A 26983-nucleotide genomic window follows, 5' to 3' on the forward strand; every position below is an offset into this window, starting at 1 on the left:
CGCGCGGCCGGGATAGCGATCGTCGGCAACAGTACCGACGACCGCGATCCCTGTCACAGCCCGGAAAACTTTCGGCTGATGCGGTCGATCTCCGACAGTTCCTCGGCGTCGAAGTCGAGATTCGCCACAGCCGCCACGCTGTTCTCCAGCTGGGTGACGCTGCTCGCGCCGACGAGCGCGGAGGTGACGCGCCCACCGCGCAGCACCCACGCGATGGCCATCTGGGCCAGGCTTTGGCCCCGGTCTCCGGCGATCCCGTTCAGCTCGCCGATGTCGGCGACCAGCTCGGGGGTGATGCGCGCGGCGCTCAGGAAGGGGCTGGCCCCGGCGGCGCGGGACCCGGCGGGCACGCCGTCGAGGTAGCGGTCGGTGAGCAGGCCCTGGGCCAGCGGCGAGAACGCGATCGAGCCCGCGCCGACGTCGTCGAGGGCGTCCTGCAGGCCGTCCTCGATCCAGCGGTTGGCGATGCTGTAGGCGGGCTGGTGGATGAGCAGGGGCGTGCCCAGCTCCGTGAGGATCGCGGCGGCCCGCCTGGTCTGTTCGGCGGTGTAGTTGGAGATGCCCGCGTAGACCGCCTTGCCGGAGCGCACGGCGCTGTCGAGGGCTCCCATCGTCTCCTCCAGCGGGGTGTCCGGGTCGGGGCGGTGGCTGTAGAAGACGTCGACGTGGTCGAGGCCGAGGCGGCCGAGGCTCTGGTCCAAACTGGACAGGACGTGCTTGCGCGACCCCCACTCGCCGTACGGGCCGGGCCACATGAGGTAGCCCGCCTTGGTCGAGATCACCAGCTCGTGGCGGTGCGCCCGGAAGTCCCGCGCCAGCAGCCGCCCGAAGTTCTCCTCGGCCGCCCCCGGCGGCGGGCCGTAGTTGTTGGCCAGGTCGAAGTGCGTGACGCCGAGGTCGAAGGCGCGGCGCGCGATCGCGGCCTGCGCGTCCAGGCCGCGGTCGCCGCCGAAGTTGTGCCACAGCCCGAGCGAGACGGCGGGCAGGCGCAGACCGCTGCGGCCGCACCGCCGGTACGGCATGGTGTCGTAGCGGGTCTCGGCGGGCACGTGCATCAGGTTCCTCCCGGAGGTGCGGTGCTGCCGCGCTCCAGGTAGGCCGCGGCCGGTGACCAGCGTTGCACGGGAGCTGCCCCCGCGGGCAGGTCCAGCAGGTCCAGCACCGCTTCGGCCACCACGCCGCCGAAGCGGTGCACGTCCACGCTCATGACGCTGAGCGCGGGGCTCGCCAGCCTGCACAGCGACGAGTCGTCCCAGGCGAGGATGCTGAGCCCGCCGGGGACGGCGACGCCGAGGTCCTTGGCCGCGGCCAGGCCCGCCACGGCCATCACGTCGTTGTCGTAGAGCACCGCCGTCGGCGGCTCGGACAGGCGCAGCAGCGCGGCGGTGGCCTTGGCCCCGGACTCCTCGCTGTAGTCGCCCTCGACCACCAGCGGCTCGGGTGCGCCCGCCGCCGCGCAGGCCGCCGCCACCGCCGCGGTGCGGGCCCGGGTGTGCAGCAGCGCGGCGGGCCCGCTGACCCTGGCGACGCGGCGGTGGCCGAGCGCGAGCAGCCGCTGGGCCGCCGCCCGTGCCCCGGCCGCGTCGTCGGTGCGCACGCACGGCAGCCCGGCGGCGGGCTCCCCCACCAGCACCGCGGGCAGGCCGATCGCGCGCAGCACCCCGGGCCGGGGGTCATCGGCGGTGCGGTTGACCACCACCACGGCCTCGACCATCCCCTGCTCCCGCCAGCGCCGGTAGACCGCGGACTCGGCGTCCTGGGTGGCCACGACGTGCAGCAGTAGGGACCTGTCGCGCTCGACCAGGCGCTCCTCGACGCCGGCGATGAACTCCATGAAGAACGGCTCCACGCCGATGAGCCGCGGCGGCCTGGCGAGCACCAGCCCGACCGCTCCCGGGAAGAGCCGGTCCCCGCCCACTCAGGACCGCACCGCTCCCGCGCGCAGCGCGTTCACCGACCGCACGGCCGCGGCCAGCGCGGCGGGCTCGGCGGTCGCGGCGGTCCGCACGTGGAACGCGCGCGTCTCGCCCGGCAGCAGGGTGACCAGCTGCTCGTCGACGACCGCGTCGGGCGCGACCTGGTCGGCCAGCAGCGCGATGTCGCGGGCGAAGCCCGTAGCGGCCACGTCGACGCGGTAGCCCCCGTCGACCGCGGTGGCGGTCACGGTGAGCGCGTCCGGGTCGTAGGGCAGGACCGTGTCCTCGGCGAAGGTGTGCACGACGCGCACGCCACCGGCCTCGACCACGAGCAGGTCCGACTCCGCGCCGGTGCGCACGGCGGCGGGCAGGTCCGTTCGCTCGGCAGAGCGCGCGTCCACGTCCAAGGCGGCCGACGCCTCGGCCACCGGCTCGCCCGCGAAGGTCAGCCTGCGCAGGGCCAGCTCCCCGGTCCACGGCTCATCGGAGTCGTTGACGGCGATGACGGCGAGGCCGCCGTCGCGCGGCTGCACCGTCAGCAGGCGCGGGGCGAAGACCTGGCGCAGCGCGTAGTAGAGCGGTTTGGGCCGCTCCGCGCTGTCGATGGCCGCCCACGAGGTCACCGGCCAGCAGTCGTTGATCTGCCAGACCAGCGCGCCCGCGGTGCGCGGCCACCACGACCGGAAGTGCTCGATGCCGAAGCGCACGGCGCGGGCCTGGTTGAGCTGGGTGGCCCAGTGCCAGTCGGCGAAGTCCTCCGGCAGCGGCAGGTGCTCGCCGAGGCCGCGGTCGAGCTTGCCGTTGCCGTCCTCGGCCTTCTGGTGCAGCAGGAAGGCGGGCGAGGACTTGGCCGGCGGCTCCTCGCGCAGCCACTCGGTGAGCGTGGCCATGGTCGGCGGGCCCTGGAAGCCGAACTCGGCGCAGAAGCGCGGGATGTGGTCGCGGTAGTGGACGTAGTCGACGCGGTTCCACACCTCCCACTCGTGCCGGGGCCCGTGGTTGGCGTCGTTGGGGTGCAGGTCGCCGGGGCTGTGCGGGCTGCCGACGGAGTACGGCCGCGTCGGGTCCAGCTCGGCGACGATCGCGGGCAGCAGCTCGGTGTAGTAGCCAAGGCCCCAGGTCTTGCCCCGCAGCTGCTCGGGCCAGCCCCAGTCGGCGTAGCCCCACAGGTTCTCGTTGTTGCCGTTCCACAGCACCAGCGACGGGTGCGGGGTCAGCCGGGCGACGTGCTCGCGGGCCTCGGCCTCCACCTCGCCGCGCACGGGCTCCTCCTCGGGGTAGGAGGCGCAGGCGAACGGGAAGTCCTGCCACACCATGACCCCGCGCTCGTCGCACAGGTCGTAGAAGTCCTCGGACTCGTAGATGCCGCCGCCCCAGATGCGCAGCATGTTCATGTTGGCGTCCACGGCCTGGTCGATCCGGCGGGCCAGCCGCTGCCTGGTGACGCGGCTGACGAAGTGGTCGTCGGGAATCCAGTTGGCGCCCTTGGCGAACACCGGCTTGCCGTTGACGACGACGGTGAACGGCGTTCCGACCTCGTCGGGCTCGGTGTCGACGGCGACGGTGCGGAAGCCGATGCGGCGGTGGTAGGAATCGCCCGAGCCGAGGGTGACGTCGAGGTCCGACAGCGGCTGCCCCCCGTAGCCCACCGGCCACCACAGCGGCGCGTCCGGCACCGCCAGCTCGACCACGGCGGCGGACTCCCCCGGGCCGAGCACGACCTCAGCGGATCGGCCCGCCACCGTCGCCGCGCAGGTGAGCACGGCGTCGGCGTCGGCCCGCTCGACGGTGACGTGCACCGCGACGCGGCCCGTGCCGTCCTCGTCCACGGTCACCAGCGGGCGCACCGACGCCAGGCGCGCGGTGCGCCAGCGCTCCAGGCGCACCGGCCGCCAGATGCCCGCGGTCTGCAGGTCCGGGCCCCAGTCCCAGCCGAAGGAGCAGGCCATCTTGCGGATCATGTTGAACGGGTGCGGGTAGACGTGGTCGCGCCAGCCCAGCTCGGCCTCGACCGCTTCGGCGTGGGCGAGCGCGGAGGCGAAGTCGACCACCAGCTCGTTGGCGCCCTCGCGCACCAGGCCGGTGACGTCGAAGCGGTAGGAGCGGTGCATGTTGGCCGTGGACCCGACCACCGTGCCGTTGAGCGTGATCGTGGCGACGGTGTCCAGGCCGTCGAAGGCCAGGTCGAGGCGCTCGCCGTCGGCGGCGGCCGAGGCGATGAACTCGGTGCGGTAGCGCCAGTCCGCGCGGTGCATCCACACCAGGTCGGCTTCGACGCGGTCGCGGTAGGGGTGCTCGATGAGACCGGCCGCCAGCAGGTCAAGGTGGGTGCCACCCGGCACGGCGGCGGGCACCCACCCGGTCCCGCGGGCGGCGGCGACCTCGGGCGGGACCGGCCCGCCGCTCGCCCGCAGGCGCCACCCGTCGTGCAGTTCCTGGCGCTTCATCCGCGGGTTCCTCCGGCTCTCGTAGGGTCGGCTCGATTCTTACGCCAGCAACTTAAGTAAGTCAACGAGGGGTCTGGACCAGCCGGGAGCCCGACCGGCCCGCGGCGGGGAGCGGGTCCGCCACGGACCGGCCGGGCCGAGTTCACCGACGCCCCGGGGGGCGTGGCGAACGGCTATCCCGCGCGCCGGTCGAGCCAGCGCGCCTCATAGTGGTCGTAGGAGGTGTCATAGCCCTCGCCGGGCCTGGCGGTGGACTCCATCGACCGGCCGCGCGCGTCCGGGTCGGGCGCGGCCTCGGCGAGCAGCCGCGTGTAGGGGTGCCGGGGACGCAGGATCACCTCGTCGGCCGGGCCGCGCTCCACGACCCTTCCCTTGTACAGCACCATGATGTCGTCGGAGAAGTGCCGCGCGGTGGCCAGGTCGTGGGTGATGTAGAGGATCGCCAGCTCCTCGTCTTCCTGGAGCTTCTTGAGCAGCCGGAGCACCCCGAGCCGGATGGACACGTCCAACATGGACACCGGCTCGTCGGCGATCACCGTGCTCGCCCCCGGGGCCAGCGCGCGGGCAATGGCGACGCGCTGGCGCTGGCCGCCGGAGAGCTCGTGCGGCCTGCGGGCGGCCATGTCCGGCGACAGGTTGACCTTCTCCAGCAGCTCGGCGACGGACCCGCCCGCGCGGTGCACGCGCAGCGGTCGGGCCAGGTGGTGCTCGATGGTGTGGAACGGGTTCAGCGACGCGAACGGGTCCTGGAACACCATCTGCACGTGGTTGCGGTAGCGCCGGTCCGGCACCTTCGCGCCGTCGCGGTCGGTGAGCGTGACCGAGCCCGCCGTCGGCTTCTCCAGCCGGGTGAGCAGCTTGGCGATGGTCGACTTGCCCGATCCGGATTCGCCGACGAGGGCCAGCGTGCGGCCCGGGATGAGGGTGAACGACACCTCGTCGACCGCCCGCAGCCGCGTCCTGCGCAGGCCGGAGCGGGTGGTGTAGTCCTTCACCAGGGCGTCGACCTGGAGCGTCATGGGGTCTTCACCTCACCCTTGAGACTGGGGAACGACGAGAGCAGCATGCGCGTGTACGGGTGCTGGGCATCGGCGTAGAGGCGCTCCGCCGTGTCGTACTCGACTATCTCGCCGTCTTTCATCACCGCGATCCGGTCGGCGATCTCCAGCAGCAGCGGCAGGTCGTGGGTGATGAACACGACGGCGAAGCCCAGCTCGTCGCGGAAGCGCAGGATCTCGGCGAGGATGCCCCGCTGCACCACGACGTCGAGCGCCGTCGTCGGCTCGTCCATGATCATGACCTGCGGTTCCAGCAGCAGCGCCGAGGCGATCATCACCCGCTGCCGCATGCCGCCGGACAGCTCGTGGGCGTAGGAGCCCAGCCGCGCCGGGTCCACCCCGACCAGCCGCAGCACCTCCGCGCACCGCGCCCGCCGCTCGTCGGCGGGCATCGCGGGGCGGTGCGTGCGCAGGACGTCGTCCAGTTGGGCGCGCACCGTGGTGACCGGGTTCAGCGAGTTCATCGCCCCCTGGAACACCATCGACAGCTTGTCCCAGCGGAACTCCCGCAGCGCCGCGGTGTCCAGGGCGAGCACGTCGATGTCGGTCCCGTCGCGGTCGTGGAAGACGACCGATCCGGAGGTGACCTCGGCGGGCGGGCGGTGCAGCCGGTTGATGGCGTAGGCCAGAGTGGTCTTGCCGCACCCGGACTCCCCCGCCAGGCCGAGGATCTCCCCCCTGCGCAGCTCCAGGGACACGCCCTTGACCGCGTGCACCGGCTTGTCGGCCTGGTAGACGACATCCAGGTCGCGCACGGTCATCACCACGTCGGGATCGTCTTCGCGCACCTGCCGGGCGGCCGGGGCGAGACTGTCGCGGCCTCGGCGCGGCGCGGACCGCAGCGTGGGGTCGATGATCTCGTCGATGCTGAAGTTGATCAGCGCGAGACCGCAGCCGAACAGCGCGATCAGCAGGCCCGGCGGCACGAACCACCACCAGGCGTCGCGCTGCAGCGCAAACCCGTTCTGGGCGTAGTACAGCATCGTGCCCAGGGTGGAGGAGTTCGACGTGCCCAGGCCGAGGAACGCCAGGCCCGCCTCGTTGAGGATCGTCAGGATGACGGCGAAGACGAACTGCGAGGCCAGCAGCGGCAGCAGGTTGGGCACGATCTCCACGCCCACGATCCGCCACGGCTTCTCCCCCGCCACCTTCGCCGCGGAGACATAGTCGCGGTTGCGCAGCGAGAGCGTCTGCGCCCGCAGCACCCGCGCCGAGGCCGCCCAGCCGGTCACCGCCAGCACCAGCGCGATCGTCCACGTGCCGCGCGACTCGGCGGGCACGAACCCGGCGATCACGATGACCAGCGGCAGGCCGGGAATGACCAGCATGACGTTGGACAGCAGCGAGAACGCCTCGTCGGTGACCCCGCCGACGTAGGCGCCGATCACCCCGAAGACGGCCGAGAGCGCGGTGGCCATCACCCCGACGAGCAGGCCGATCTCCAGCGACCCGCGCGTGGCGTGGGCCAGCTGGGCGAGCACGTCCTGCCCGGTCTGGGTGGTGCCGAGCAGGTGCCCGCCGCCGGGCCCGGTGAGCCCGATGTCGCGGATCGTCCTCGGATCGCCGACGATCAGCGGCCCGAGCAGGCCGAACAGCGCGATGGCCCCGACCAGGCCGAGCCCGACGCCCAGCCGGGTCGACCACCGGGGCAGCATGGCCCGCCACCCGCTGCGTGCGCGTCGCCCCGTCGGCCCGCCCATGCCCCCGCCCTTCACGACTTCGCCCGCGTGCGCGGATCGATGAGCCCGTACAGCAGGTCGACGACGAGGTTCGCGCCGAGCACCGCCACGGTGATGATCAGGAAGATGCCCTGCATGAGCGCGTAGTCGTTGTTCTGCACGGCCTGCAGCAGCTTGGAGCCGATGCCGGGGTAGGAGAACACCTGCTCGGTGATGATCGAGCCGGACACCACGAAGCCGAGCGAGATCGCGAACCCGGCCACCGACGGCAGCACGGCGTTGCGCGCGGCGTAGCGGAGCATGACCCGGCCGCCGCGCAGGCCCTTGGCCTGGGCGGTCAGCACGTAGTCCTCCGAGCCCGCCGACACCATCATGTTGCGCATGCCGAGCAGCCAGCCGCCGACCGAGGAGACCATGATGGTCAGCGCGGGCAGGATGCCGTGGTAGACCGCCGAGCCGATGAACTCCGGCGACCACCCCGGGTCGAGCACGACGTCGTAGCCGCCGTTGAGCGGGAACCAGCCCAGCGAGCCGGAGAACACCGCGACCAGGATCAGCGCGAGCCAGAAGTACGGCACGGCGGCGAGCACGGTGGTGGCCGGGACGAGGTTGTCCAGCCAGGTGCCGCGCCGCCAGCCGACGACCATGCCCAGGGTGACGCCGAGCAGGAACGACAGCAGCGTCGCGACCCCGACCAGCACCACGGTCCACGGCAGCGAGCCCGCGATGACCTCCGAGACCGGCGTCGGGTAGCTGCTCACCGAGACGCCGAACTCGCCGCGGACCATGTTGCCCAGGTAGCTCCAGTACTGCGCCAGCAGCGGCTCGTCGCTCGTGCCGCCGAGCAGCAGCTCGAAGGCCCGCCGGGTCTCCGGGCCGACCGTGCCGCCGCGCTGGGCCAGTTTGGCCATCAGGCTGTCGACCGGGGTGCCGGGCATGAGCCGCGGGATGAAGAAGTTCACCGTCACCGCGGCCCACAGGGCGACCAGGTAGAACAGGCCCTTGCGGGCGAAGTAGGTCACGGCTGTCCCGCGGGCTTGAGGGACTTGTAGATCTGCGAGTGGTCGGGGCGCTGCCACACGGCCGGGAACGCGTACAGGTCGTCCAGCGTCGGCCAGCCGGTGAACTTCGCGTCGTGGTACTCGCTGGTGGTGCCGTTGGTCAGCACCGGGATGTAGGGCATGAGCTCCTGGACCCGGTCCTGGATGGCGGTGAAGTGCGGCTTGCGCGCCTCGACGTCGGTCAGGCTCAGCTTCTCCAGCTCGCGCAGCGCGCCGTCGATGGCCGGGTCGGACACGCGGGCGAAGTTCGGGTTGGCCGACTCGCCGACCTTGGCGGTGGAGCCGGTGGAGTAGAAGTAGCTGTAGAGGTAGTACGGGTCCGCGGCCGGGCCCTGGTAGAGGGAATCGATCAGCATCTGGAACTTGCCGTTGCCGCGGGCGGCCGACCACTCGTTCCAGGAGACCTGGCTGGAGGTCAGCGTGATGCCGACGGCCTGCAGCTGCTGGCTCATGGTGTCGACGGCGGTGATGTAGTCGGTCCAGCCGGAGGGGATGAGCACGCTGAACGCCAGCGGCTTGCCGTCCTTGGCGTAGACGCCGTCACCGCCCTTGGCGTAGCCCGCGCCCTCCAGCAGGGCGGTCGCTGTGGCGGTGTCGGCCTCGTTCGGGGCGATCTCGCTCTCCAGGTTGGGCGAGAGGTACTGCTCGTCGCGGTCGGGCAGGGCCATGCCGGGCGAGATCGGACCGGCGGTGCCCTCGAAGGCCAGGGAGTTCAGCTGCGCGCGGTTGATGGCGTGGTAGATCGCCTTGCGCACGGCGGGGTCGGTCTGCGGGCCGGAGCAGCCCAGCGCGGTGTTGGAGCAGGTGAACAGCGCGATCTGGAACAGCGGCACCGAGATGGCCTTGTAGCCGGGGTGGTTCTTCTCGAAGTTCTTGATGTCGGGCACCGGGCCGGTCTGCCAGTCGATGGTGCCCGCGGCCAGCGCGTCGGCGCCCGCCTGGTTGCCCGAGAGCGAGACGTAGCGGATCTTCTTCACCGCGGGCTCGCCGTCCCAGTAGGTCGGGTTCGATGTGAGGGTGAACGCCTGGCCCTTGAAGTCCTGCAGCGCGAAGGGCCCGGTGCCGACCGGCTCGGCGATGACGTCGTTCGCCGGGTCGGCGATCTTGGACCAGAGGTGCTGGGGCACCATCCACAGCCTGCCGAGCACCTGCGGCCCCTGGGAGAAGGACGGCGTCGCGAAGGTGATCTCGACGGTCGTGTCGTCCACGGCCTTGGCGGTGCCCGCGTAGCCGGTGCTGTTGATGGTCTTGTTCTTCTTGACCATGTCGAGGGTGAAGACGACGTCCTTGGCGGTGAACTTCGTGCCGTCGGTGAAGGTGGCGTTGTCGCGCAGCTTGACCGTCAGGACGGTGCCGTCGTCGTTCCAGGAGAACTCGGTGCCCAGACGCGGGACGGGGTCGGCGTTGCGGGCCATGTTGAAGTAGAACAGCGGCTCGAAGATGGTCCCCGGGCCCTCGATGGTCGACGGCGAGAACGGGTTGAAGTTGATCTGCCAGTCCCCCGCCTGGCCGGTGTACACGATCAGGGTGGAGTCGGCCTCGCTGGGCTGCTCGGCGGTGTCCGACGCCGCGCATCCCGCGGCCAGGGTGGCGAGGGCGGCCAGTCCCGCGACCGCGGTGCGCCCTTTGCGGCGCCGGGGCTTGAAGATCATCTCCAGATATCCCTTCCCTGCCCAGCCGCACCCGGGTGTGCCGCCGGTCACCTATGGAGGAGCATTGTTAAGTCAACGAAGAAACGAAGTCAACCCCTGGGCGCCGCGAACCGGAGAGCGCGCAGGCCGCGCTGTTAGACTTAGCCAGGCGAAATAAGTAAGCGGGAGTGGACATGAGCGGACCTGCTCGACCGACGTCGCACGCGAGCAGCAAGGCCGCGGTGCTCGACGTCATCCGGGCGGCGGGCACGATCAGCAGGGTCGGCCTCATCACCGCGACCGGGCTGACCGGCGCGACCATCTCCACCGTTGTGCGCGGTCTCATCGAGGACGGCCTGGTCGTCGAGACGGGCCGCGCCGAGTCCACCGGCGGCAAGCGCAGGGTCCTGCTCCAGCTCGACCACTCCTCCCGCTACGCCGTCGGCGTCCACCTCGACCACGCGGGCATCACCTACGTGCTGACCAACCTGGGCGGCTCCGTCGTCGGGCGCATCTCCCGGCCCGGCGCGGGCGCGGCCAAGCCCGCCGACGTCGTCGCCAGGATGGCGGGCGAGGTCGCCGCGCTGGTCGGCAGCGTCGGCATCGACAGAGAGCGGGTGCTCGGCATCGGCCTGGTCTCCCCCGGCCCGCTCAGCGCGGCCACCGGCATGGCGCTGCCGCCGCCGACGATGCGGCAGTGGAGCGACTTCCCGGTGGACGCCGCGCTCGGGCAGGCCACCGGGCTGCCCGTGCTGCTGGACAACGACGCCACCGCCGCCGCGCTCGGCGAGCACTGGTCGGGCGGGGTCGACAACGCCGCCACCGTCGCGGCCATCTACATGGGCACCGGCATCGGCTCCGGCCTGCTGGTCAACGGCATCGCCTACCGGGGGGCCAGCGGCAACGCCGGGGAGGTCGGGCACATCTGCCTCGACCCCGACGGACCGCAGTGCTGGTGCGGGGCACGCGGGTGCCTTGAGGCGCTGGCGGGCCCCGCCGCCGTGGTGGCCGAGGCCCGGTCGGACAGGGCGCTGGCGAAGACCTCCGGGCTCGCGGGACGTCGGACGCGCTCGGTCGCCGCCGACTTCGCCGCGGTGAGCCGGGCCGCCCGCAAGGGCGAGGCGGCGGCGGTGGCCCTGCTGGAGCGCTCCGCCCGGTACCTGGCGGTCGCGACCCGGACGCTGGCGAACATCATGGACCTGGAAGTCGTGGTGCTGACGGGGCCGAGCTTCGCCATCGCGGGGGCGATCTACGCGCCGATCCTGCAGGAGGAACTGGACCGCGCCTTCTTCTCCCGGGCCAACCACGCGGTGCGGGTCCGGCTGTCGGCCTCCGCGGCGACCGCGTCGGCGATCGGGGCGGCGGCGATGGTGTTGCAGTCGGAGCTGGTGCCGCTGCACCACGGGCTGCGGTTGCAGGGAATCGAGCCCGAGCCGGTGGCTCGCGTCACATAGCTGTCACGTTCCGCGCGGCTGCGCAGTCCTCCCCGTGACGGAAGGGGAAGACGATGATCGTCGTAGTCGGAGCGGGGTACGCCGGGGTGATGGCGGCCAACTCGGTCGCTCGCGGGGTCTCGGAGCCGGTGGTGCTCGTCAATGAGCGGGACACGTTCGTGGAGCGGGTGCGGCTGCACCAGCTCGCGGCCGGGCAGTCGCTGCGGGTTCGGCCGCTGGCGGGGCTGTTGAGGGGGCCTGAGCTGGCTGTCGGGCGGGTGGTGCGGATCGATGCCGACGAGCGGGTCGTGCACCTGGGTGATGGGCGGACGATCGGGTACGACACGCTGGTGTACGCGCTGGGGAGTTCCGGGGATCTGTCGGTGCCGGGGGCTGCTGAGTTCGCGTTCGATGTGGGGGCGTACTCCGATGCCGTGCGGTTGCGGGATCGGTTGGCGGGTGGCGGGTCCGCGGTGGTCGTGGGGGGTGGGCTGACCGGGATCGAGGCTGCCGCGGAGTTGGCTCGGCCGGATCTGAAGGTTTCGCTGGTGACGGATCGGGTGGGGGCTGGGTTGTCGGAGAGGGGGCGTTCGTATGTGCTGAAGGTGTTGGAGCGGCGTGGGGTGAGTGTGCGGGAGGGGGTGCGGGTGGAGTCTGTTCACGGGGATGGGGTGGTGCTTGTCGGTGGGGAGAGCGTCGCGGCGGATGCTGTGGTGTGGACTGCGGGGTTCCGGGTTCCGGGGGTGGCTCGGGAGGCCGGGTTCGCGGTGGACGGGTCGGGGCGGATGGTGGTGGATGGGACGTTGCGGTCTGTGTCGCACGAGGAGGTGTACGGGGTGGGGGATGCTGCTGCTGTCCGGGTGGGTGGGCAGGAGTTGCGGATGGCTTGTGCGACCGGGTTGCCTGCTGGTCAGCATGTGGGGAAGGTGATCGCGGCTCTTCGTTCTGGGCGTGCGGTTCCGGGGTTGCGGTTTCGGTATGTGAACCAGTGTGTCAGTTTGGGGAGGGGGGATGCGTTGGTGCAGTTCGTGCTTGCGGATGATTCGGCTCGGGACCGGGTGCTTACCGGGCGGGTTGCTGCTTGGTACAAGGAGGCGATCGTTCGGGGGACGGTGTTTGTGCAGCGGCATCCTCGGGTGCCTGTGTCGTTGTGACCTTGTTCCGCTGGTGGTCTTGCTGGGCGAGTGGGGTCCGATGGGGTGAAGGGCTTATGTGCCGTAGGCGCGGAGGACCGTCAGCTCTGTTCTGCTCCCACTCTCATCTGTCGCCGTGGCTCGTAGGGAGATCGTGTTGCGGGTGGGGTGGCCGACGGTGGCCAAGGCTGTGTGAGGGCCGGTGATGGCCACTCGTGCGGGGTGCCAGGTGCGGCCTTCATCCAGTGAGGATTCGACCGTCAGGGTGGCCATAGGAGAGGGGTCGGTGCCGGTGTTGGGTTGGAGGGTGATGTCGATGAGGGACTTGGGTGCCTGTACGCGGTTGTGGAGGTCCAGGTCTCTCGGGGCGAAGCGGATGGTGTTGATGGGGAGGCCGAAGCCTTCCTTGCCCAGGGGTTTGGGATCCTCTTCCGGGCGTTGGGAGGTGAACTCCCAGGCGGCGGTGATCAAGGGGGAATAGGCGGAGTGGCGGGTCGCGGTGGTTTCCAGGCGGTAGCGGGTGGGGTCTGGGGGGACCTCGAACTGGCCTTGGCCTGGGTCGCGGGTTTCGCCTAGGAGGGTGTTGGCGGTGGTGAGGATCGTGCGGCCGTAGTCGGGGGTGGTGAGGCCGAAGCGGGTGTTGGTGGAGTCGGTGAAGAGGGGGATCGAGAGGGAGATGGTGTCGGCGAATCGGGAGGCCCAGTCGCCGCCGGACAGGGAGGGGGTGGTGACAGCGGTGTTCCAGTTCTCCCGGTAGGTGCCGCCCGGGGTGTGGGCCACCGGGCCGCCGATGGTGGTGTGGGTGATCTCCTTCTTGTGGATGTGGTGGAACTCGGCGGACCAGGTCAGGTCGGTGGGGTTGTGGTGTTCGGTGCGGGTGGTGGGCAGGGAGATGGGCAGGCCGAAGCCCAGGGCGGTGTCGTGGCGGGGTTCCCTGGCTATCCACAGCTTCGCGCCGGTGTGGTGGGGGTCTTGCTTTCGGTAGGTGGCGTGGACGGTGGCCAGGTCGGAGGTGGGCACGTGCCTGGAGAAGCCGGTGGGGACTGGGCCGTAGTCGAACCAGGCCAGGTGGTAGGCCTGGTTGCCGGGGGCGGTCCAGGCGCCGCCGATGTTGGTGATGATCTCGGGGGCCGATTCGCCTGACTGGCCAATGTGGATTCTGGCGAAGTCGTCGCCCAGGACGCCGGTGATCAGGGAGCGGGTCTCGGTGTTGCGGGTGTAGCCGACGCCGACGGCTTCGGGGGTGGTGTTGGGGGCGTCGATCGAGATGGTGATGGGGCGGGCGGTTCGGGCGTCCACCACGACCGTGGTGTCGGCGGTGACCTCGACGGCGGGGTGTACGACCTTGTGGGAGTTGGACAAACCGTCGGGGCGGGGGGTGCTGATGGCGGCGTCCACGTGGTAGGTGCCGCGGGGGACTCGGACGGTGCCGGTGCCGTTGATCGTGGGGATGGGGCGGTAGCGGGAATCCGGGCCGCCGAAGAGGAAGGCGACGGTGGCGTCGGTGGGGGTGCCGGTGGTGTCCACCGTGCGGATGGTGAGGTCGTAGCTCTCCGGTTCGCGATCGATTCCCAGAGGGGTGGTGATGGTGGCGGAGCCCTGGGCGGTGAGCAGGCCGCTCAGTCTGCCCTCGCCCGCGCCCGCGGTGACCTCGACCGAGGCCGAACCCCGGGCGGGCACCGAGACCTCGTCGCTCGACGCGGTGAACGGGCCCGAGGTCGAGAGCGTCAGGAGCACCGCGGCGTCGGTCGGGTTGCGGTACACCACCGTGCGGGCCACCGGGCGGGGGTCGTCGTGGCGGGGGCGGCCGAAGGCGAGCGCGGGCGGGTCGGCGGTGATCGCGGCCCCGAGTGCGCGATCGGCGTCGACCCGGCCCGCGCCCTGGTCGTAGACGTTCTCCCGCAGCGGGTGTGCGGTGCCCATCAGCGCGGACTTGAGCTGGTGGCCGGTCCAGCCGGGGTGGCGCTGGGCCAGCAGGGCGGCGGCGCCGGAGACATGCGGGGTGGCCATCGACGTGCCGCTCAGCGCCGCGTGCCTGCCGGTGCCCGCGGCGAGGCGGGAGCGGGCGGCGACGACGTCGACCCCGGGGGCGACGATCTCCGGCTTGATCGCCGAGTCGCCCACTCGCGGGCCGCGCGCGGAGAAGCCCGCGACCGCGTCGGCCCGGTCGACGGCGCCGACGGCCAGCGCGGCGTCGGCGCTGGCCGGTGAGGACACGGTCTGCTCGCCGTATCCGCCGTCGTTGCCCGCCGCGACGACGAACAGCGTGCCGTGCCGTGCGCTGAGCTGGTCGACGGCCTGCTCCAGCAGGTCGCTCCCCTGCGCGTCCGGGCCGCCCAGGCTCAGGTTGACGATCTTCGCGCCGCTCTCGACGGCCCAGCGCATGCCCGCCAGGATGGCCGACTCCGGGCAGCCGCCCGCGTGGCACACCTTGCCGACGATCAGGCGGGCGTCGGGCGCGATGCCGCGGTAGCGCTCGTCACCGCCGGCGATGGTGGCCGCGACGTGCGTGCCGTGGCCGTTCGTGTCGCGTGTGGACTGATCGTCGACGAAGCCGCGGGAGGCGGCGACGCGGCGGCGCAGGTCCGGGTGTGCCGGATCGACGCCGGTGTCCAGGACGGCGACGGTGACGCCCTTGCCGGTATAGCCCGCCTTCCACGCGCTGGGCGCGCCGATCTGGGCGGCGGTGTGGTCGAGGCTGGGCTTGCGCAGGCCGTCGAGCCAGATCGGCGCGCGGTCGCGGTCGGCCCACAGCGCGGCCATCTCGCCCTTGCCGCGCGCCTCGGCGTCGGCGTCGAGCGCGGAGCCGGTGATCAGCGGCAGGTCGGCGCGGCGGTCGTCGCCGTAGCCGTCGCGCAGCAGGGTGGCGACGTCGAAGAGCCTGCGGTCCAGGGTGCCCGCGTTGAGCCCGGCCCAGGCGTCGGACGGGACGACATGCAGCCCGCCGTCGGCGGCGGTCGTGGCGAAGTGGACGGACTCGCGGCCGGGCGCGGGCGCCACGGCGGGCACCAGCGCGGTCCCGACGCGGCGCAGGCTGACCCGGTCCCCGGTGATCAGCGTGATGGCGCCGAGGTACTCGGTCGCGGCGGGCGTGGTGCGGTCGGTGGGCTCGGCGTTCGCACGCGGGGCGGCGACCGGCGAGGCGACGAGCGCGGCGGCCGCCAGGGCGCAGAGCAGCTTGCGGGACATCGGGGCCTCCGGCGTCGGCTCCTTCCCAACCAAGCCCAGCCCGCCGGGGCCGTCAACCCGTTGCCAATTGCCGGAGCCGATGGTTGCCAGTTGCCGGCCCGGTTGATCGTTTCGCGGCGGGGGTACCTAGCCGGGCGTGAAGCTCTACGCGGAGACCCCGGTGCGCTTCGTCCGCCAGTTCGCCGCCGACGTCGCCGCGGCCGCGTTCCTGCTGCTCGCGGTGTGGGTGGCGATGGAGGTCCGCGAGGGCGTGCTGCTGCTGCGCGCCCCGGGCGACGGGCTCACCGAGGCGGGCACCGCGATCGGCGGGGCGTTCCAGGGCGCCGCCGACAACGCCCGGGATGTGCCGCTCGTCGGCGAGGACCTGGCGAACGCGCTGGGCACCGGCACCCGCGCGGGCGAGGGCATCGCCGAGGCGGGCCGCATGCAGGTCGAGGCGGTCACCACGCTCGCCTTCTGGCTGACCGCCGCGCTGATCGCCGTCCCCGCGCTCGCCCTCGCGCTGACCTGGCTGCCCCGCCGCGTCCGCTTCGCCCGCGACGCCACCGCCGCGGCCCGGCTGCGCGAGCGCGGCGACGAGGGGATGGCCCTGCTCGCCACCCGGGCGATGCTGACCCAGCCGCTGGCGCGGCTGTCCCGGGTGCGCACCACCGACTGGCAGTCCCCCGACACGCAGGCCGACTTGGCGGACCTTGAGCTGCACCGGCTCGGACTGCGCGGAAGCCGTTAGGGAACCAGCACCGCCTTGAGCACCCGTCCGGCGGCGACGTCGTCGAGGGCGCGGGCGTGGTCGGCCAGCGGGTAGGTGGTGACGAGCCGCGCCAGGTCGAAGCGAGCGGCCAGTTCGGGCAGCAGCCGGACGTACTCGGCCAGGTGCGCCCCGCTGAAGGCCCACGACCCGTAGACCGACAGCTGCCGGTGCACGATCTGGTGCGGGTTGATCGCGGTGTCACCGGCATCGGTGTACTGGCCGACCACGAGGTAGGAGCCGCCGCGCCGGGCCATCCGCAGGCCCTGGGCGACGGCGGCGGGCACGCCCGCGCACTCGATCACCAGGTCGGCCTCGCCGACGTCGGCGCCGATGTCGGCCCACGCGTGCCCGATGCCCAGCTCGGCCGCGAGCGCCAGGCGTCCCGGCGGCCCGCCGACGACGGTCACCTCGGCCCCGGCGAGCTGGGCCAGCGCGGCGGCGGCGAGCCCGACCGGCCCGGCGCCCTGCACGATCACCCGCTCGCCGACGACGACCGGCCGGCGTTCGGTGAGCGCGTGCACCATGGTCGGCCCCGCGCACGCCAGCGCCATCGCCGCGAGCGGGTCGACGGCGGTCCGCACGATCGTGGTCCCCGGGTGCAGGGCGATGTGGTCGGCCCACGCCCCGGGCCGGTTGACGCCGTAGGTCTTGCGCTCGGCGCACAGCGTCGGCTCGCGCCACCGCGCGCACGGCTCGCACCGCCCGCACGACACCGACGACGCCCACATGACGGTGTCGCCTTCGGACACCCCGGCCCGGCCCGAGGAGACCACGACGCCCAGGCCCTCGTGCCCGAGCACCAGCGGAGTCGGCACCGGCAGCCTGCCCTCGCGCAGGTGCAGGTCGGTGCCGCAGATCCCGGCGTAGGCGGTGCGCACCAGCACCCCGTCCTCCGGCGCCGCAGGCACGTCCCGGCGACCAGCTCCAGCGGCCGTCCGAACTCCGCGAGCACCACCGACCTCGATGTCGCACTCATCGCCGTCCCCTCTACTCGTAACCCTTTCGTGCCATCTTCCGGCACCACCCGAGACGGTTATGACACGTCCTGTGACCGAACGCGGCACTCGGCAACACTTTTGGGCCAGTCGGCGATACGCAGGTCATACCTACAGTAGGGAAAGGGTTACGCCGATGAAGCCTGGCCGCATCCGGGCGGGGGCGTTCGCCGCCGCGCTGGCCGCCGGACTGGTGGCCGGTCTGGTGGCCATCCTGCCCGCGGGAGCCGCGCAGGCCCCCGCGCTGCCCGCGGGGTTCCTGCTGAAGGACACGCCCACCGGCCTCGCCGAGCAGGGCGACGCGCTGACCGACTTCGCCTACCTGCCGGACTCGTCGGTGGTGGCCGTCGGCAAGTTCGGGCGGGTGATGTGGGTGCCCAAGACCGGCGCGCCCCGGCGGATCGCCACCCTGCCGGTGCGCACCGAGCAGGACCTCGGCCTGATCGGCGTCGGCGTCGCCGCCGACTACGCGAACAGCCGCCACCTCTACACCGCCAGGACCGCACCGAGCACCGCGCCGGGCTCCGGCGCCTACGGCGTGCTGCGGCTGAGCCGCTGGACCGTGCAGCTCGACGCCAACGGCGAGCCCAGCGGCCTGACCGGCGAGCAGACCCTGGTCGAGACCTCGGCCGACTCCGACATCCACGGCATGACCGGCGTCGCCGTCGCCCCCGACGGGACGATCTGGCTGAGCATCGGCGACAGCCGCGACAACTTCGTCTCCACCGTCACCCTGCGCGCGGGCCTGATCGATGACCTGCACGGCAAGATCCTGCACCTGCGCCCCGACGGCTCCGGCGTGCCGAACAACCCCTACTACGACGCGGCGAAACCGCGCGCGGCCCGCAGCCTGGTCTACGCCTCCGGCTTCCGCAGCCCCTTCCGCATCAGCCTCGACCCGGTCACCGAGACCCCGATCGTCGGCGACGTCGGCTGGAACGCCTTTGAGGAGGTCAACCACATCACCCCCGGCGGCGACTACGGCTGGCCCTGCTGGGAGGGCACGGTCCGCACCCCCGGCTTCCGCGACCTGCCCGGCTGCGCCACCCGCTCCACCCTGCCGCCGCAGCACGCCTACGCCCACGGCGCGAGCACCGGCTCCAGCATCACCGGCGGCGTGGTCTACACCGGGTCGAACTACCCGCTGGAGTACGCGGGCAGCTACTTCTTCGGCGACTACACCTCAGGTCGCTTGTGGACCATGCGCTTCGACGCGGCGGGCCGGGTCGTCACGCCGTCGGGCACCCGGGGCACGAACGTCGGCGGACCGGTCGCGCTGCGCACGATGCCGGTCAGCGGGGACGTCGTCTACGCCGACATCTTCACCGGCAGCCTGCGCCGCATCGTCTACCAGGCGGGCAACCGACCCCCGGTCCCCGACCTCGCCAGCACGGCCGACCCGGCGACCGGCCGGGTGTCCTTCGACGCCACCGGTTCCAGCGACCCCGACGGCGACGCCCTGACCTACGCGTGGGACTTCGGCGACGGGGCCACCGCCACCGGCCCGACGGCCGAGCGCGCCTACGCGGGCGCGGGCGGCTACACCGCCACGCTCACCGTCACCGACCAGTTCGGCGCGACGGCCACGAAGACGGCTTCGGTGCATCCGCGCAACCACGCCCCCTCGCTGGTCCTCACCCCGCCGTCCGCGAGCAGCCGCTACGCCGTCGGCGACGTGATCAGCGCCTCGGCCCAGGCGAGCGACGCCGAGGACGGCGCGGTGGACATCGAGTGGAGCAGCAACCTGATCCACTGCCGCGGCCAGGACTGCCACACCCACCCGGGCACCCGGCAGACGGGGAACTCCTTCTCGCTGGCCTACGCCGGCCACCCCGGCGACACCCGCCTGGAGATCACCGCGACCGCGACCGACAGCCTCGGCGCGCGCACGACGAGCACCTTCACCGCCCAGCCGCGCCAGCGCAGGCTGACCGTGCAGAGCGCGACGGCCGCCGACTTCACCATCGGCGACCAGCAGACCACCACCGACCTGTTCACCGTCGGCCAGCAGCTGTCGGTCATCGCCCCGCAGGCCTCGCGCGACGGCGTGGCGACCTTCGAGCGCTGGTCCGACGGGTCGGGCCGGGTGCGCGAGCTGACCATGCCCGACGCCGACGTCACCCTGACCGCGACCTACCTGACCCCCATCGACCGCCGCTACGCCTCCGACGCCGCCCTGCGCGCGGTCGTCGGCGCGCCCAAGGCCGTCGAGCAGGGTGACGCCACCGCGCGCTGGCGCGAGTACGCGACCGGGCGGGTCTACTGGGGACCGAACACCGGTGGCGCGTTCGAGATCCACGGATCGATCCTGGTGAAGTACCTGGCTTCCGGCGGGCACGTGGCAAACGGACTGCCGACCAGCGACGAGCTGGTCATCGGCACCGGCAGGCAGAGCCTGCTGGCGGGCGGACGCTCGGTCGTCTACAGCGGACAGACCGGCGCGCGGCTGCTCGGCGGACCCATCCGGCAGCGCTGGCTGGCCATGGGCGCGACCTCGTCGGTCCTGCGGTTCCCGACCGGCGACGACAAGCCGACCCCGGACGGCATCGGCCGCTACAGCCACTTCCAGGGCGGCTCGATCTACCACACCGCCGCCACCGGGGCCCACGAGGTCTACGGCGCCATCCTGGCGAAGTGGCGGGCGCTGGGCTGGGAGAAGTCGGTCCTGGGCTACCCGACGAGCGGGGAGCTGGCGGGCACCGGCGGCGGGCGGTACAACCTGTTCCAGCGCGGCTCGATCCACTACATCGCGGGCACGGGCGCCTTCGAGGTGCGCGGGTCGATCTACTTGAAGTACAAGGCGATGGGCTCGGAGAAATCGGTGCTGCGCTACCCGACCACCGACGAGAAGCCCACACCCGACGGCATCGGCCGCTACAACCACTTCCAGGGCGGCTCGATCTACTACACCGGTCGCACGGGTGCGCACGAGGTGTACGGGCGGATCCGGGCGAAGTGGCAGTCGATGGGCTGGGAGCGTTCCTACCTCGGCTACCCCGTTTCCGGCGAGTACGCCGTCGCGGGGGGCCGCCGGAACAACTTCCAGGGCGGTTACATCATCTACACCTTCGCCGACCAGACCGCGCGGGCCTACCGCCGCTGACCGCTTTCCCCGCACAGCAAGGATTCCAGCACGGCGCCAGAGCGGCGGGTGGCGGCAGGAGCGACTGCCGCCACCCGCCGAGCCGACCGGGGGACCGCCGGTCGGGGCTTGTGACGTGGTTCGTCCGGCCGAGACGGGCTGGGACACCACCGCCTCGGACGGACTGGCTTTCGGGGGCCTCCCGCTGGGAGCGCTCCCAGACCAAGGTTAGCCAGATCACTCTCGTTGTGTAAACCCCTGACCCGCACAGAGTTCGCGAGAAGGTCCCACCAGCGAAACATCGGCCGACCCGAACTCCCCCTTCCGGGACCGGTTTCGGCCGGTAGAACGCGATTCGGGACCATCAGCCCTGCTGTCCGAGCCCGAAACGTTACGTTCAACAACCTTGACTGCCGTCTGTGGCCCCCGGCACACTGCTCCCACCCAGCTGGGAGCGCTCCCAGGAAGTCCAAGCACTGGTGACCCGCGACGGCCACCGGCGTCAACCCATAGGGGTAGCTGTGCGTCAACTGTTCCGGAGGGCACTGGCCCTCGGTGCCGCGGTAACGCTCTCAGGCGGCATTGCCGCTTGCGGCTCCAGCGACGAGCCGGGCGGAGAAACCCCCTCCGACGGCCCCGTCGAGCTGACCCTCGGCACGTTCACCGAGTTCGGCTACGAGGACCTGATCAAGGAGTACGAGAGCCTCAACCCGAACGTCAAGATCAAGCACAACAAGACCGGCCAGGGCGGCCCGTACCACCAGCAGCTGTTCACCAAGCTGGGCGCCGGTTCCGGCCTGGAGGACGTCGTCGCGATCGAGGAGGGCCACCTCAGCGACGTGCTGTCCAAGGCCAGCCTGTTCAACAACCTCCTGGAGATCGGCCCCGCCGACGTCAAGGCCGACCGCTGGCTGGACTGGAAGTCCGGCCAGGCCACCAAGGACGGCAAGCTCATCGGCTACGGCACCGACGTCGGCCCGCTGGCGATGTGCTACCGCAAGGACATGTTCGAGGCCGCGGGCCTGCCCAGCGACCCCGAGGGCGTCAAGCCGCTGTTCGAGACCTGGGACGCCTACTTCGCCGCGGGCGACAAGTTCATCGAGAAGAGCGACGCCGCCTGGTACGACTCCAGCGCGCAGATCTTCAACGCGATGCACAACCAGCTCCCGACCGGCTTCTTCGACACCAGCGACCAGCTGGTCATCGAGTCCAACGCCGACATCAGGAACAACTGGAACAAGGTGACCGCGGCGACCGGCCGCGGCCAGTCCGCCAAGCTGACCGCGTTCAGCAACGAGTGGAACTCCGGCTTCAAGTCCGGCGCCTTCGCCACCAAGACCTGCCCGTCGTGGATGCTGGGCGTCATCAAGGCCCAGGCCGGTGACGAGAACAAGGGCAAGTGGGCCGTGACCGACGCCTTCCCGGGCGGCGGCGGCAACTGGGGCGGCTCCTTCCTCGCCGTCCCGACCCAGAGCAAGAACCCCAAGGAGGCCGCCAAGCTGGCCGCCTGGCTGACCGCGCCCGAGCAGCAGATCAAGGCGTTCGCCAAGACCGGCAACTTCCCCAGCCAGAAGCAGGCGCAGGCCGCCCCCGAGCTGCTGGAGCCCACCAACGACTACTTCGGCGTCAAGGCGGGCGAGCTGTACGCCAAGCAGGCGCAGAAGGTCGGCAAGGCCCAGTACAAGGGCCCCGGTGACGGCCGTATCCAGGAGAACGTGACCAGCCCGGCGCTGCAGTCCGTCGAGCAGGGCACCTCCCCTGACGACGCGTGGGGCCAGGTCATCGACGGCGCCAAGAAGATCGCGAAGTAGCACATGTCGACCGACATGAAGGAGAGCCCGGCCCGCGCCCCGCGCGGGCCGGGCTTCCCGGCGCGTCCCGGCGCGCGGGAGAAGCTGGCGCGCCTGGACGTCAAGCTCTCCCCCTACCTCTACATCGCCCCGTTCTTCGTCGTCTTCGCCATCGTCGGCCTGTTCCCCCTGCTGTACACCGGATACGTCTCGCTGTTCGACTGGGAGCTGATCGAGGACGACCCGGAGTTCATCGGGCTGGAGAACTACGCCACGCTGCTGGTCGACGCGCAGTTCTGGAAAGTGCTCGTCAACACGGTCAGCATCTTCCTGCTGTCGAGCATCCCGCAGATCATCATCGCGGTGCTGATCGCCTACTTCCTGAACTCCCGCCTGCGGGCGCCCACGGTGTGGCGGGTCAGCGTCCTGCTGCCCTACGTGGCCTCCCTGGTCGCGCTCGGCATCATCTTCGCCAACCTGTTCGGCCCGCAGTTCGGTCTGGTGAACGCCATCCTGGAGACCTTCGGGATCGATCCCATCCAGTGGCAGGCCGACCGCTTCTCCAGCCACGTCGCCATCGCGGTGATGGTGAACTGGCGCTGGACGGGCTACAACGCCCTGATCATCCTCGCCGCCATGCAGGCGATCCCCAAGGACCTCTACGAGGCCGCGGTGGTCGACGGGGCGTCGTCGGTCCGCCGGTTCTTCAGCATCACCCTGCCGCTGCTGCGCCCGACGCTGATCTTCGTCGTGGTCACCTCGACCATCGGCGGCCTGCAGATCTTCACCGAGCCCAAGCTGTTCTCGGAGATGCCGGGCTCCAACAACGGCGGCGCGACCAACCAGTTCCAGACGGTGACCCTGTACATGTACCAATCCGCCTTCGAGCAGCAGGACTTCGGGTACGCCTCAGCGATCGCCTGGGTCCTGTTCGTGATCATCATCGTGATCGCGATCATCAACTTCCTGATCACCCGCAGGCTGGCCGGGACGGGGTCGCAGCGATGACGATGACTTCACCCAGGGCCACCCCGCCCGCGGCGCTGCCGACCAAGGCCCTGCGCCGGGCCGCGCGCAACGACGGGCGCTCCAACGGAGGCCGGGCGGGCTTCTGGACCTACGGGCTGCTCCTGGCCTTCGTCGCCGGGTCGGTGTTCCCGTTCTACTGGCAGTTCCTGGTCGCCTCGCGCGACTCGTCCATGCTGACCGACAAGGTCCCGCCGCTGCTGCCGGGCGGCAACTTCTTCGCCAACGCGCAGCGGGTGTTCGACTCGGTGCCGTTCTGGAAGTCCCTCGGCAACAGCCTGATCGTGGCGGGCACCGTCACCTTCAGCACGGTGCTGTTCTCCACGCTGGCCGGCTTCGCCTTCGCCAAGCTGCGGTTCAAGGGCCGCAACGGGCTGTTCCTGTTCGTCGTGGCGACCCTGGCCGTGCCGACGCAGCTGGGCATCATCCCGCTGTACATGGCGATGGCCGAGTTCGGCTGGACCGGTCAGCTGCACGCGGTCATCGTGCCCAACCTGGTGACCGCCATCGGCGTGTTCTGGATGCGCCAGTACACGATCGAAGCCGTGCCCTACGAGCTGATCGAGGCCGCCCGCGTGGACGGCTGCTCGATGCTGCGCACGTTCTGGCACGTCTGCGTCCCCGCCGTGCGGCCCGCGGCGGCGTTCCTCGGCATGTTCACCTTCATGACGTCGTGGAACGACTTCCTCTGGCCGCTGGTGGTGCTCAACGCCGACAACCCGACCGTGCAGCTGGCCCTGGAGCGCCTGCAGTCCGGCTACTACGTCGACTACTCGCTGGTGCTCGCGGGCACCACGCTGGCGACCATTCCCGTCCTGATCGTCTTCGTCCTGCTCGGCCGCCAGATCGTGGCGGGCATCATGCAGGGCGCCGTTAAGGGGTGACCGTGTCCGTACAGACCGACCCGGCCGCAGCGACCCTGCGCTTCCCGCCCGGTTTCGTCTGGGGCGCGGCGACCGCCGCGTTCCAGATCGAGGGGGCGACCACGGAGGACGGCCGATCACCGTCCATCTGGGACGTGTTCAGCGCGACGCCGGGCAAGGTGGTGGGCGGGCACACCGGTGAGCCCGCCGCCGACCACTACCACCGCATGCCGCAGGACGTGGCGCTGATGAAGGAGCTGGGCCTCGGGGCGTACCGGTTCTCCCTGTCGTGGCCGCGTGTGCGGCCGGACGGTGGCGCGGAGAACCCGGCGGGGCTGGACTTCTACGACCGCCTCGTCGACGAGCTGCTGGCCGCGGGCATCACCCCGGCGGCGACGCTGTTCCACTGGGACCTCCCGCAGGCGCTGGAGGACCAGGGCGGCTGGACGTCGCGGGAGACCGCGCTGCGCTTCGCCGACTACGCCGAGTCCGCCGTGCGCAGGCTCGGCGACCGGGTCCCGATGTGGAGCACGCTGAACGAGCCGTGGTGCGCGGCGTTCCTCGGCTACGGCAGCGGCATCCACGCGCCGGGCCGCACCGACGGCGCCGCCGCGCTCGCCGCCACCCACCACCTGATGCTCGCGCACGGGCTCGGGATGACGGTGCTGCGCGCGTTCGCTCCGCAGGCGCAGTCCGGGCTGACGGTGAACCTGTACCCGGTGTTCCCCGCCGACCCGGCATCGGAGGCCGACCGCGACGCCGCCCGCCGCGTCGACGGGCTGCAGAACCGGCTGTTCCTGGACCCGGTGCTGCGCGGTCGGTACCCGGCCGACGTCCTCGCCGACGTGGCGGGCTACGGCATGGAGACCCACATCCGCGAGGGCGACCTGGACGTCATCGGCGCGCCGGTGGACTGGGTCGGGGTCAACTTCTACCGCGACTGGTGCGTCTCGGCCGAGCCCGACGGCAGCTACGACGCCGGGTGGCCGGGCAGCGAGACGGTCAGCTTCCGCCTGCGGGGGCTGCCGCTGACCGCGTCGGGCTGGGAGGTGCGCGCGGCCGGGCTGACCGAGTGCCTGGTGCAGACCGACCTGCACTACCCGGGCGTGACCTGGTACGTCACCGAGAACGGCGCGGCCTACGAGGACGAGCTGGTCGACGGCGCCGTGGACGACGCCCAGCGGCTGGACTACCTGGAGAGCCACCTGGTGGCCGCCCACGCGGCGATCGCGGCGGGCGTGGACCTGCGCGGCTACTTCTACTGGTCGCTGCTCGACAACTTCGAGTGGGCGCAGGGCTACACCCACCGCTTCGGCATCGTGCACGTGGACTACGAGACCCAGGTCCGCACGGTGAAGCGCAGCGGGCACTGGTACTCGGCCGTGGCCAAGGCCAACGGCATCGAGGGCGCTCAGCGGTGAGCGAGGCGATCGACCGGGCCCCGGTGACCCTGGAGGAAGTGGCCAGGGCCGCCGGGGTCTCCCGGTCCACGGTGTCCCGCGTGATCAACGACCTCCCCGGCGTGAGCAAGCGCGCCCGGGAGGCGGTCGCCGTCGCCATCAGCTCCCTGCGCTACGTCCCCAACCAGGCCGCCCGCAACCTCGTCACCCGCCGCACGGACTCCATCGCCGTGGTGGTCTCGGAGAAGGGCGACCAGGTCTTCGGCGACCCGTTCTTCGCGGGCGTGCTGCGGGGCGTCTCGGCGGGCCTCGGCACCAGCGCCAAGCAGCTGGTCCTGCTCATGAGCCAGGGCGAGTCCGACCGCGACACCCTGGAGAACTACCTGTGCAGCGGCCACGTCGACGGCGCGATCGTGGTCAGCCTCCACGGCAACGACCTCCTCCCCCGCCGCCTGGTCGACGCCGGCCTCCCGGTGGTCCTCGTCGGCCGCCCCCTGGCAGGCGGCTCAGTCCCCTACGTCGACTCCGACAACCTCACCGGCGGCCTGACAGCCGCCCGCCACCTGCTCTCCCTCGGCCGCTCCCGCATCGCCACCATCGCAGGCCCCGACGACATGGCCGTCGGCATCGACCGCCTCATCGGCTGGCGCCGCGCCCTGGGCGACGCCAAACGGCCCACCAACGCCGTCGTTCACAGCCACTTCGCCATCGAAGCAGGCGCCCGAGCCATGGCCGACCTCCTCACCCACCACCCCGAAACCGACGCCGTCTTCGCCGCCGCGGACATCATCGCGGTGGGGGCCATGCAGTACCTGCGCTCACGGGGAATCCGCGTGCCCGAGGACATCGCGATCGTCGGTTTCGACGATTCAGTGCTGGCGACGATGGCCACACCGTCCCTGACCACGGTGCGGCAGCCGGTGGAGGAACTGGGACGGACCACGACGTGGCGCCTGCTGGCCCAACTGGCAGGCGAACGCCACCTACCACCGTCGATCCTGCTGCCAACGGAACTGATCCTGCGGTCGTCGGCGTAGCGACCTCTCCCCTGGCCAATCACGATCAACTGCCGGTCCCCCTCCCCCAACTCCCCCGCCGACAGCACCGGGCCGAGGACGTCGAGGGCGTAGGCGATGCCTTCGGCGCCGTCGAGCAGGCCGGGCCGGCGACGAGTCGTCCAGGGCCGCGGTGAGCACCGGGCCCGGCCGGAACTCGGCGCGGATGGAAGCGGCGTAGCCGTGGGGCAGGGAGAAGCGCCGCTCGATGACATCGATGAGCCCGCCGACCTTGTCCGGGGCCAGTTCCAGCATCGCGTTCAGCGGCAGGAACACCCAGAGCTTGAGCGCGGCGACAGCGTGGCGGTCGATGTCCACCCCGGACCGGTCGGCGGGGGCGCGGACTTCCGCCGGCAGGCGCTCGACGGCGGCGACGATGCCGGTGGCCCGCGCGGTGAACGCCGCGAGCGACTCCTCGTCGGTGGTGTGCCGGGTCAGCGGGTAGTCGCGGGCCAGCCACGGACCCAGCGCCAT

At 71.6% G+C, this 26983-nt stretch carries 19 protein-coding genes; 9 read left to right on the forward strand and 10 right to left on the reverse strand.

What is annotated here, in order from left to right; translation table 11 throughout:
- Positions 1 to 53: 53 nt before the first annotated feature.
- The 7 genes from ACFPM7_RS16950 to ACFPM7_RS16980 all read right to left on the reverse strand — a co-directional run bounded on the left by ACFPM7_RS16950 (position 54) and on the right by ACFPM7_RS16980 (position 9813).
- Positions 54 to 1055, reverse strand: a complete 1002-nt coding sequence (locus ACFPM7_RS16950; protein WP_378248589.1) for an aldo/keto reductase — start codon at positions 1053 to 1055, stop codon at positions 54 to 56.
- On the reverse strand, positions 1055 to 1918 hold the full coding sequence (locus ACFPM7_RS16955; protein WP_378248590.1) for a LacI family DNA-binding transcriptional regulator: 864 nt from the start codon (positions 1916 to 1918) through the stop codon (positions 1055 to 1057). The genes ACFPM7_RS16950 and ACFPM7_RS16955 overlap by 1 nt, the downstream gene beginning before the upstream one ends.
- Complete coding sequence (locus tag ACFPM7_RS16960) at positions 1919 to 4363, reverse strand: glycoside hydrolase family 2 protein (protein WP_378248591.1); 2445 nt, start codon at positions 4361 to 4363, stop codon at positions 1919 to 1921. It lies immediately after the preceding gene.
- Between the two features lie 173 nt (positions 4364 to 4536).
- A complete protein-coding gene (locus tag ACFPM7_RS16965; protein WP_378248592.1) occupies positions 4537 to 5382 on the reverse strand; it encodes an ABC transporter ATP-binding protein in 846 nt (281 codons plus the stop codon).
- Positions 5379 to 7076 (reverse strand): dipeptide/oligopeptide/nickel ABC transporter permease/ATP-binding protein, encoded by a 1698-nt coding sequence (locus ACFPM7_RS16970; RefSeq protein WP_378248593.1) that lies wholly within the window; start codon positions 7074 to 7076, stop codon positions 5379 to 5381. The genes ACFPM7_RS16965 and ACFPM7_RS16970 overlap by 4 nt, the downstream gene beginning before the upstream one ends.
- A gap of 56 nt (positions 7077 to 7132) precedes the next feature.
- Positions 7133 to 8122, reverse strand: coding sequence for an ABC transporter permease (locus ACFPM7_RS16975; RefSeq protein WP_378248594.1), 990 nt, complete (start codon positions 8120 to 8122; stop codon positions 7133 to 7135).
- On the reverse strand, positions 8119 to 9813 hold the full coding sequence (locus ACFPM7_RS16980; RefSeq protein WP_378248595.1) for an ABC transporter substrate-binding protein: 1695 nt from the start codon (positions 9811 to 9813) through the stop codon (positions 8119 to 8121). The genes ACFPM7_RS16975 and ACFPM7_RS16980 overlap by 4 nt, the downstream gene beginning before the upstream one ends.
- A 173-nt stretch (positions 9814 to 9986) precedes the next feature.
- Between ACFPM7_RS16980 and ACFPM7_RS16985 the strand changes: the two genes are divergently transcribed.
- Positions 9987 to 11246 (forward strand): ROK family transcriptional regulator, encoded by a 1260-nt coding sequence (locus ACFPM7_RS16985; RefSeq protein ID WP_378248596.1) that lies wholly within the window; start codon positions 9987 to 9989, stop codon positions 11244 to 11246.
- Between the two features lie 53 nt (positions 11247 to 11299).
- Positions 11300 to 12379: an NAD(P)/FAD-dependent oxidoreductase gene (locus ACFPM7_RS16990; protein WP_378248597.1), complete on the forward strand. Its 1080-nt coding sequence runs from the start codon at positions 11300 to 11302 to the stop codon at positions 12377 to 12379.
- Positions 12380 to 12433: 54 nt separating this feature from the next.
- On the opposite strand, the gene ACFPM7_RS16995 is transcribed toward ACFPM7_RS16990, so the two are convergent.
- On the reverse strand, positions 12434 to 15547 hold the full coding sequence (locus ACFPM7_RS16995) for a S8 family serine peptidase (protein ID WP_378248598.1): 3114 nt from the start codon (positions 15545 to 15547) through the stop codon (positions 12434 to 12436).
- 136 nt (positions 15548 to 15683) lie between these two features.
- Here ACFPM7_RS16995 and ACFPM7_RS17000 point away from each other — a divergent pair, with 136 nt between their 5' ends.
- Positions 15684 to 16277 carry a hypothetical protein gene (locus ACFPM7_RS17000; protein ID WP_378248599.1) on the forward strand — a complete coding sequence of 198 codons (594 nt, stop codon included), beginning with the start codon at positions 15684 to 15686 and terminating at the stop codon, positions 16275 to 16277.
- On the opposite strand, the gene ACFPM7_RS17005 is transcribed toward ACFPM7_RS17000, so the two are convergent.
- Positions 16274 to 17206, reverse strand: coding sequence for an alcohol dehydrogenase catalytic domain-containing protein (locus ACFPM7_RS17005; protein WP_378248600.1), 933 nt, complete (start codon positions 17204 to 17206; stop codon positions 16274 to 16276). The genes ACFPM7_RS17000 and ACFPM7_RS17005 overlap by 4 nt on opposite strands.
- Positions 17207 to 17429: 223 nt before the next feature.
- Here ACFPM7_RS17005 and ACFPM7_RS17010 point away from each other — a divergent pair, with 223 nt between their 5' ends.
- The 6 genes from ACFPM7_RS17010 (at position 17430) to ACFPM7_RS17035 (ending at position 26491) form a co-directional block, all read left to right on the forward strand.
- Positions 17430 to 20396: a PQQ-dependent sugar dehydrogenase gene (locus ACFPM7_RS17010; protein ID WP_378248601.1), complete on the forward strand. Its 2967-nt coding sequence runs from the start codon at positions 17430 to 17432 to the stop codon at positions 20394 to 20396.
- 509 nt (positions 20397 to 20905) lie between these two features.
- Complete coding sequence (locus ACFPM7_RS17015) at positions 20906 to 22186, forward strand: ABC transporter substrate-binding protein (protein ID WP_465251840.1); 1281 nt, start codon at positions 20906 to 20908, stop codon at positions 22184 to 22186.
- 3 nt (positions 22187 to 22189) lie between these two features.
- A complete protein-coding gene (locus ACFPM7_RS17020) occupies positions 22190 to 23173 on the forward strand; it encodes a carbohydrate ABC transporter permease (protein ID WP_378248603.1) in 984 nt (327 codons plus the stop codon).
- Positions 23170 to 24075: a carbohydrate ABC transporter permease gene (locus tag ACFPM7_RS17025; RefSeq protein ID WP_378248604.1), complete on the forward strand. Its 906-nt coding sequence runs from the start codon at positions 23170 to 23172 to the stop codon at positions 24073 to 24075. The genes ACFPM7_RS17020 and ACFPM7_RS17025 overlap by 4 nt, the downstream gene beginning before the upstream one ends.
- Positions 24072 to 25475, forward strand: a complete 1404-nt coding sequence (locus tag ACFPM7_RS17030) for a GH1 family beta-glucosidase (protein WP_378248605.1) — start codon at positions 24072 to 24074, stop codon at positions 25473 to 25475. Before ACFPM7_RS17025 ends, ACFPM7_RS17030 begins: the two co-directional genes overlap by 4 nt.
- Complete coding sequence (locus ACFPM7_RS17035) at positions 25472 to 26491, forward strand: LacI family DNA-binding transcriptional regulator (protein ID WP_378248606.1); 1020 nt, start codon at positions 25472 to 25474, stop codon at positions 26489 to 26491. The genes ACFPM7_RS17030 and ACFPM7_RS17035 overlap by 4 nt, the downstream gene beginning before the upstream one ends.
- Here the strand turns inward: ACFPM7_RS17035 and ACFPM7_RS17040 are convergent.
- Positions 26438 to 26983, reverse strand: coding sequence for a hypothetical protein (locus ACFPM7_RS17040; RefSeq protein ID WP_378248607.1), 546 nt, complete (start codon positions 26981 to 26983; stop codon positions 26438 to 26440). The two genes, ACFPM7_RS17035 and ACFPM7_RS17040, sit on opposite strands and share 54 nt — an antisense overlap.

Origin of the sequence: Actinokineospora guangxiensis (assembly GCF_042657845.1) — a bacterium.
Lineage (GTDB): Bacteria > Actinomycetota > Actinomycetes > Mycobacteriales > Pseudonocardiaceae > Actinokineospora > Actinokineospora guangxiensis.

Coding starts and splice junctions, on each gene's coding strand:
- ACFPM7_RS16970 (WP_378248593.1), bottom strand. CDS start 7,076: ATGCTGCCCCGGTGGTCGACCCGGCTGGGCGTCGGGCTCGGCCTGGTC.
- ACFPM7_RS17025 (WP_378248604.1), top strand. CDS start 23,170: ATGACGATGACTTCACCCAGGGCCACCCCGCCCGCGGCGCTGCCGACC.
- ACFPM7_RS16985 (WP_378248596.1), top strand. CDS start 9,987: ATGAGCGGACCTGCTCGACCGACGTCGCACGCGAGCAGCAAGGCCGCG.
- ACFPM7_RS17020 (WP_378248603.1), top strand. CDS start 22,190: ATGTCGACCGACATGAAGGAGAGCCCGGCCCGCGCCCCGCGCGGGCCG.
- ACFPM7_RS16950 (WP_378248589.1), bottom strand. CDS start 1,055: ATGCACGTGCCCGCCGAGACCCGCTACGACACCATGCCGTACCGGCGG.
- ACFPM7_RS16995 (WP_378248598.1), bottom strand. CDS start 15,547: ATGTCCCGCAAGCTGCTCTGCGCCCTGGCGGCCGCCGCGCTCGTCGCC.
- ACFPM7_RS17010 (WP_378248601.1), top strand. CDS start 17,430: ATGAAGCCTGGCCGCATCCGGGCGGGGGCGTTCGCCGCCGCGCTGGCC.
- ACFPM7_RS16960 (WP_378248591.1), bottom strand. CDS start 4,363: ATGAAGCGCCAGGAACTGCACGACGGGTGGCGCCTGCGGGCGAGCGGC.
- ACFPM7_RS16965 (WP_378248592.1), bottom strand. CDS start 5,382: ATGACGCTCCAGGTCGACGCCCTGGTGAAGGACTACACCACCCGCTCC.
- ACFPM7_RS17040 (WP_378248607.1), bottom strand. CDS start 26,983: ATGGCGCTGGGTCCGTGGCTGGCCCGCGACTACCCGCTGACCCGGCAC.
- ACFPM7_RS16990 (WP_378248597.1), top strand. CDS start 11,300: ATGATCGTCGTAGTCGGAGCGGGGTACGCCGGGGTGATGGCGGCCAAC.
- ACFPM7_RS16980 (WP_378248595.1), bottom strand. CDS start 9,813: ATGATCTTCAAGCCCCGGCGCCGCAAAGGGCGCACCGCGGTCGCGGGA.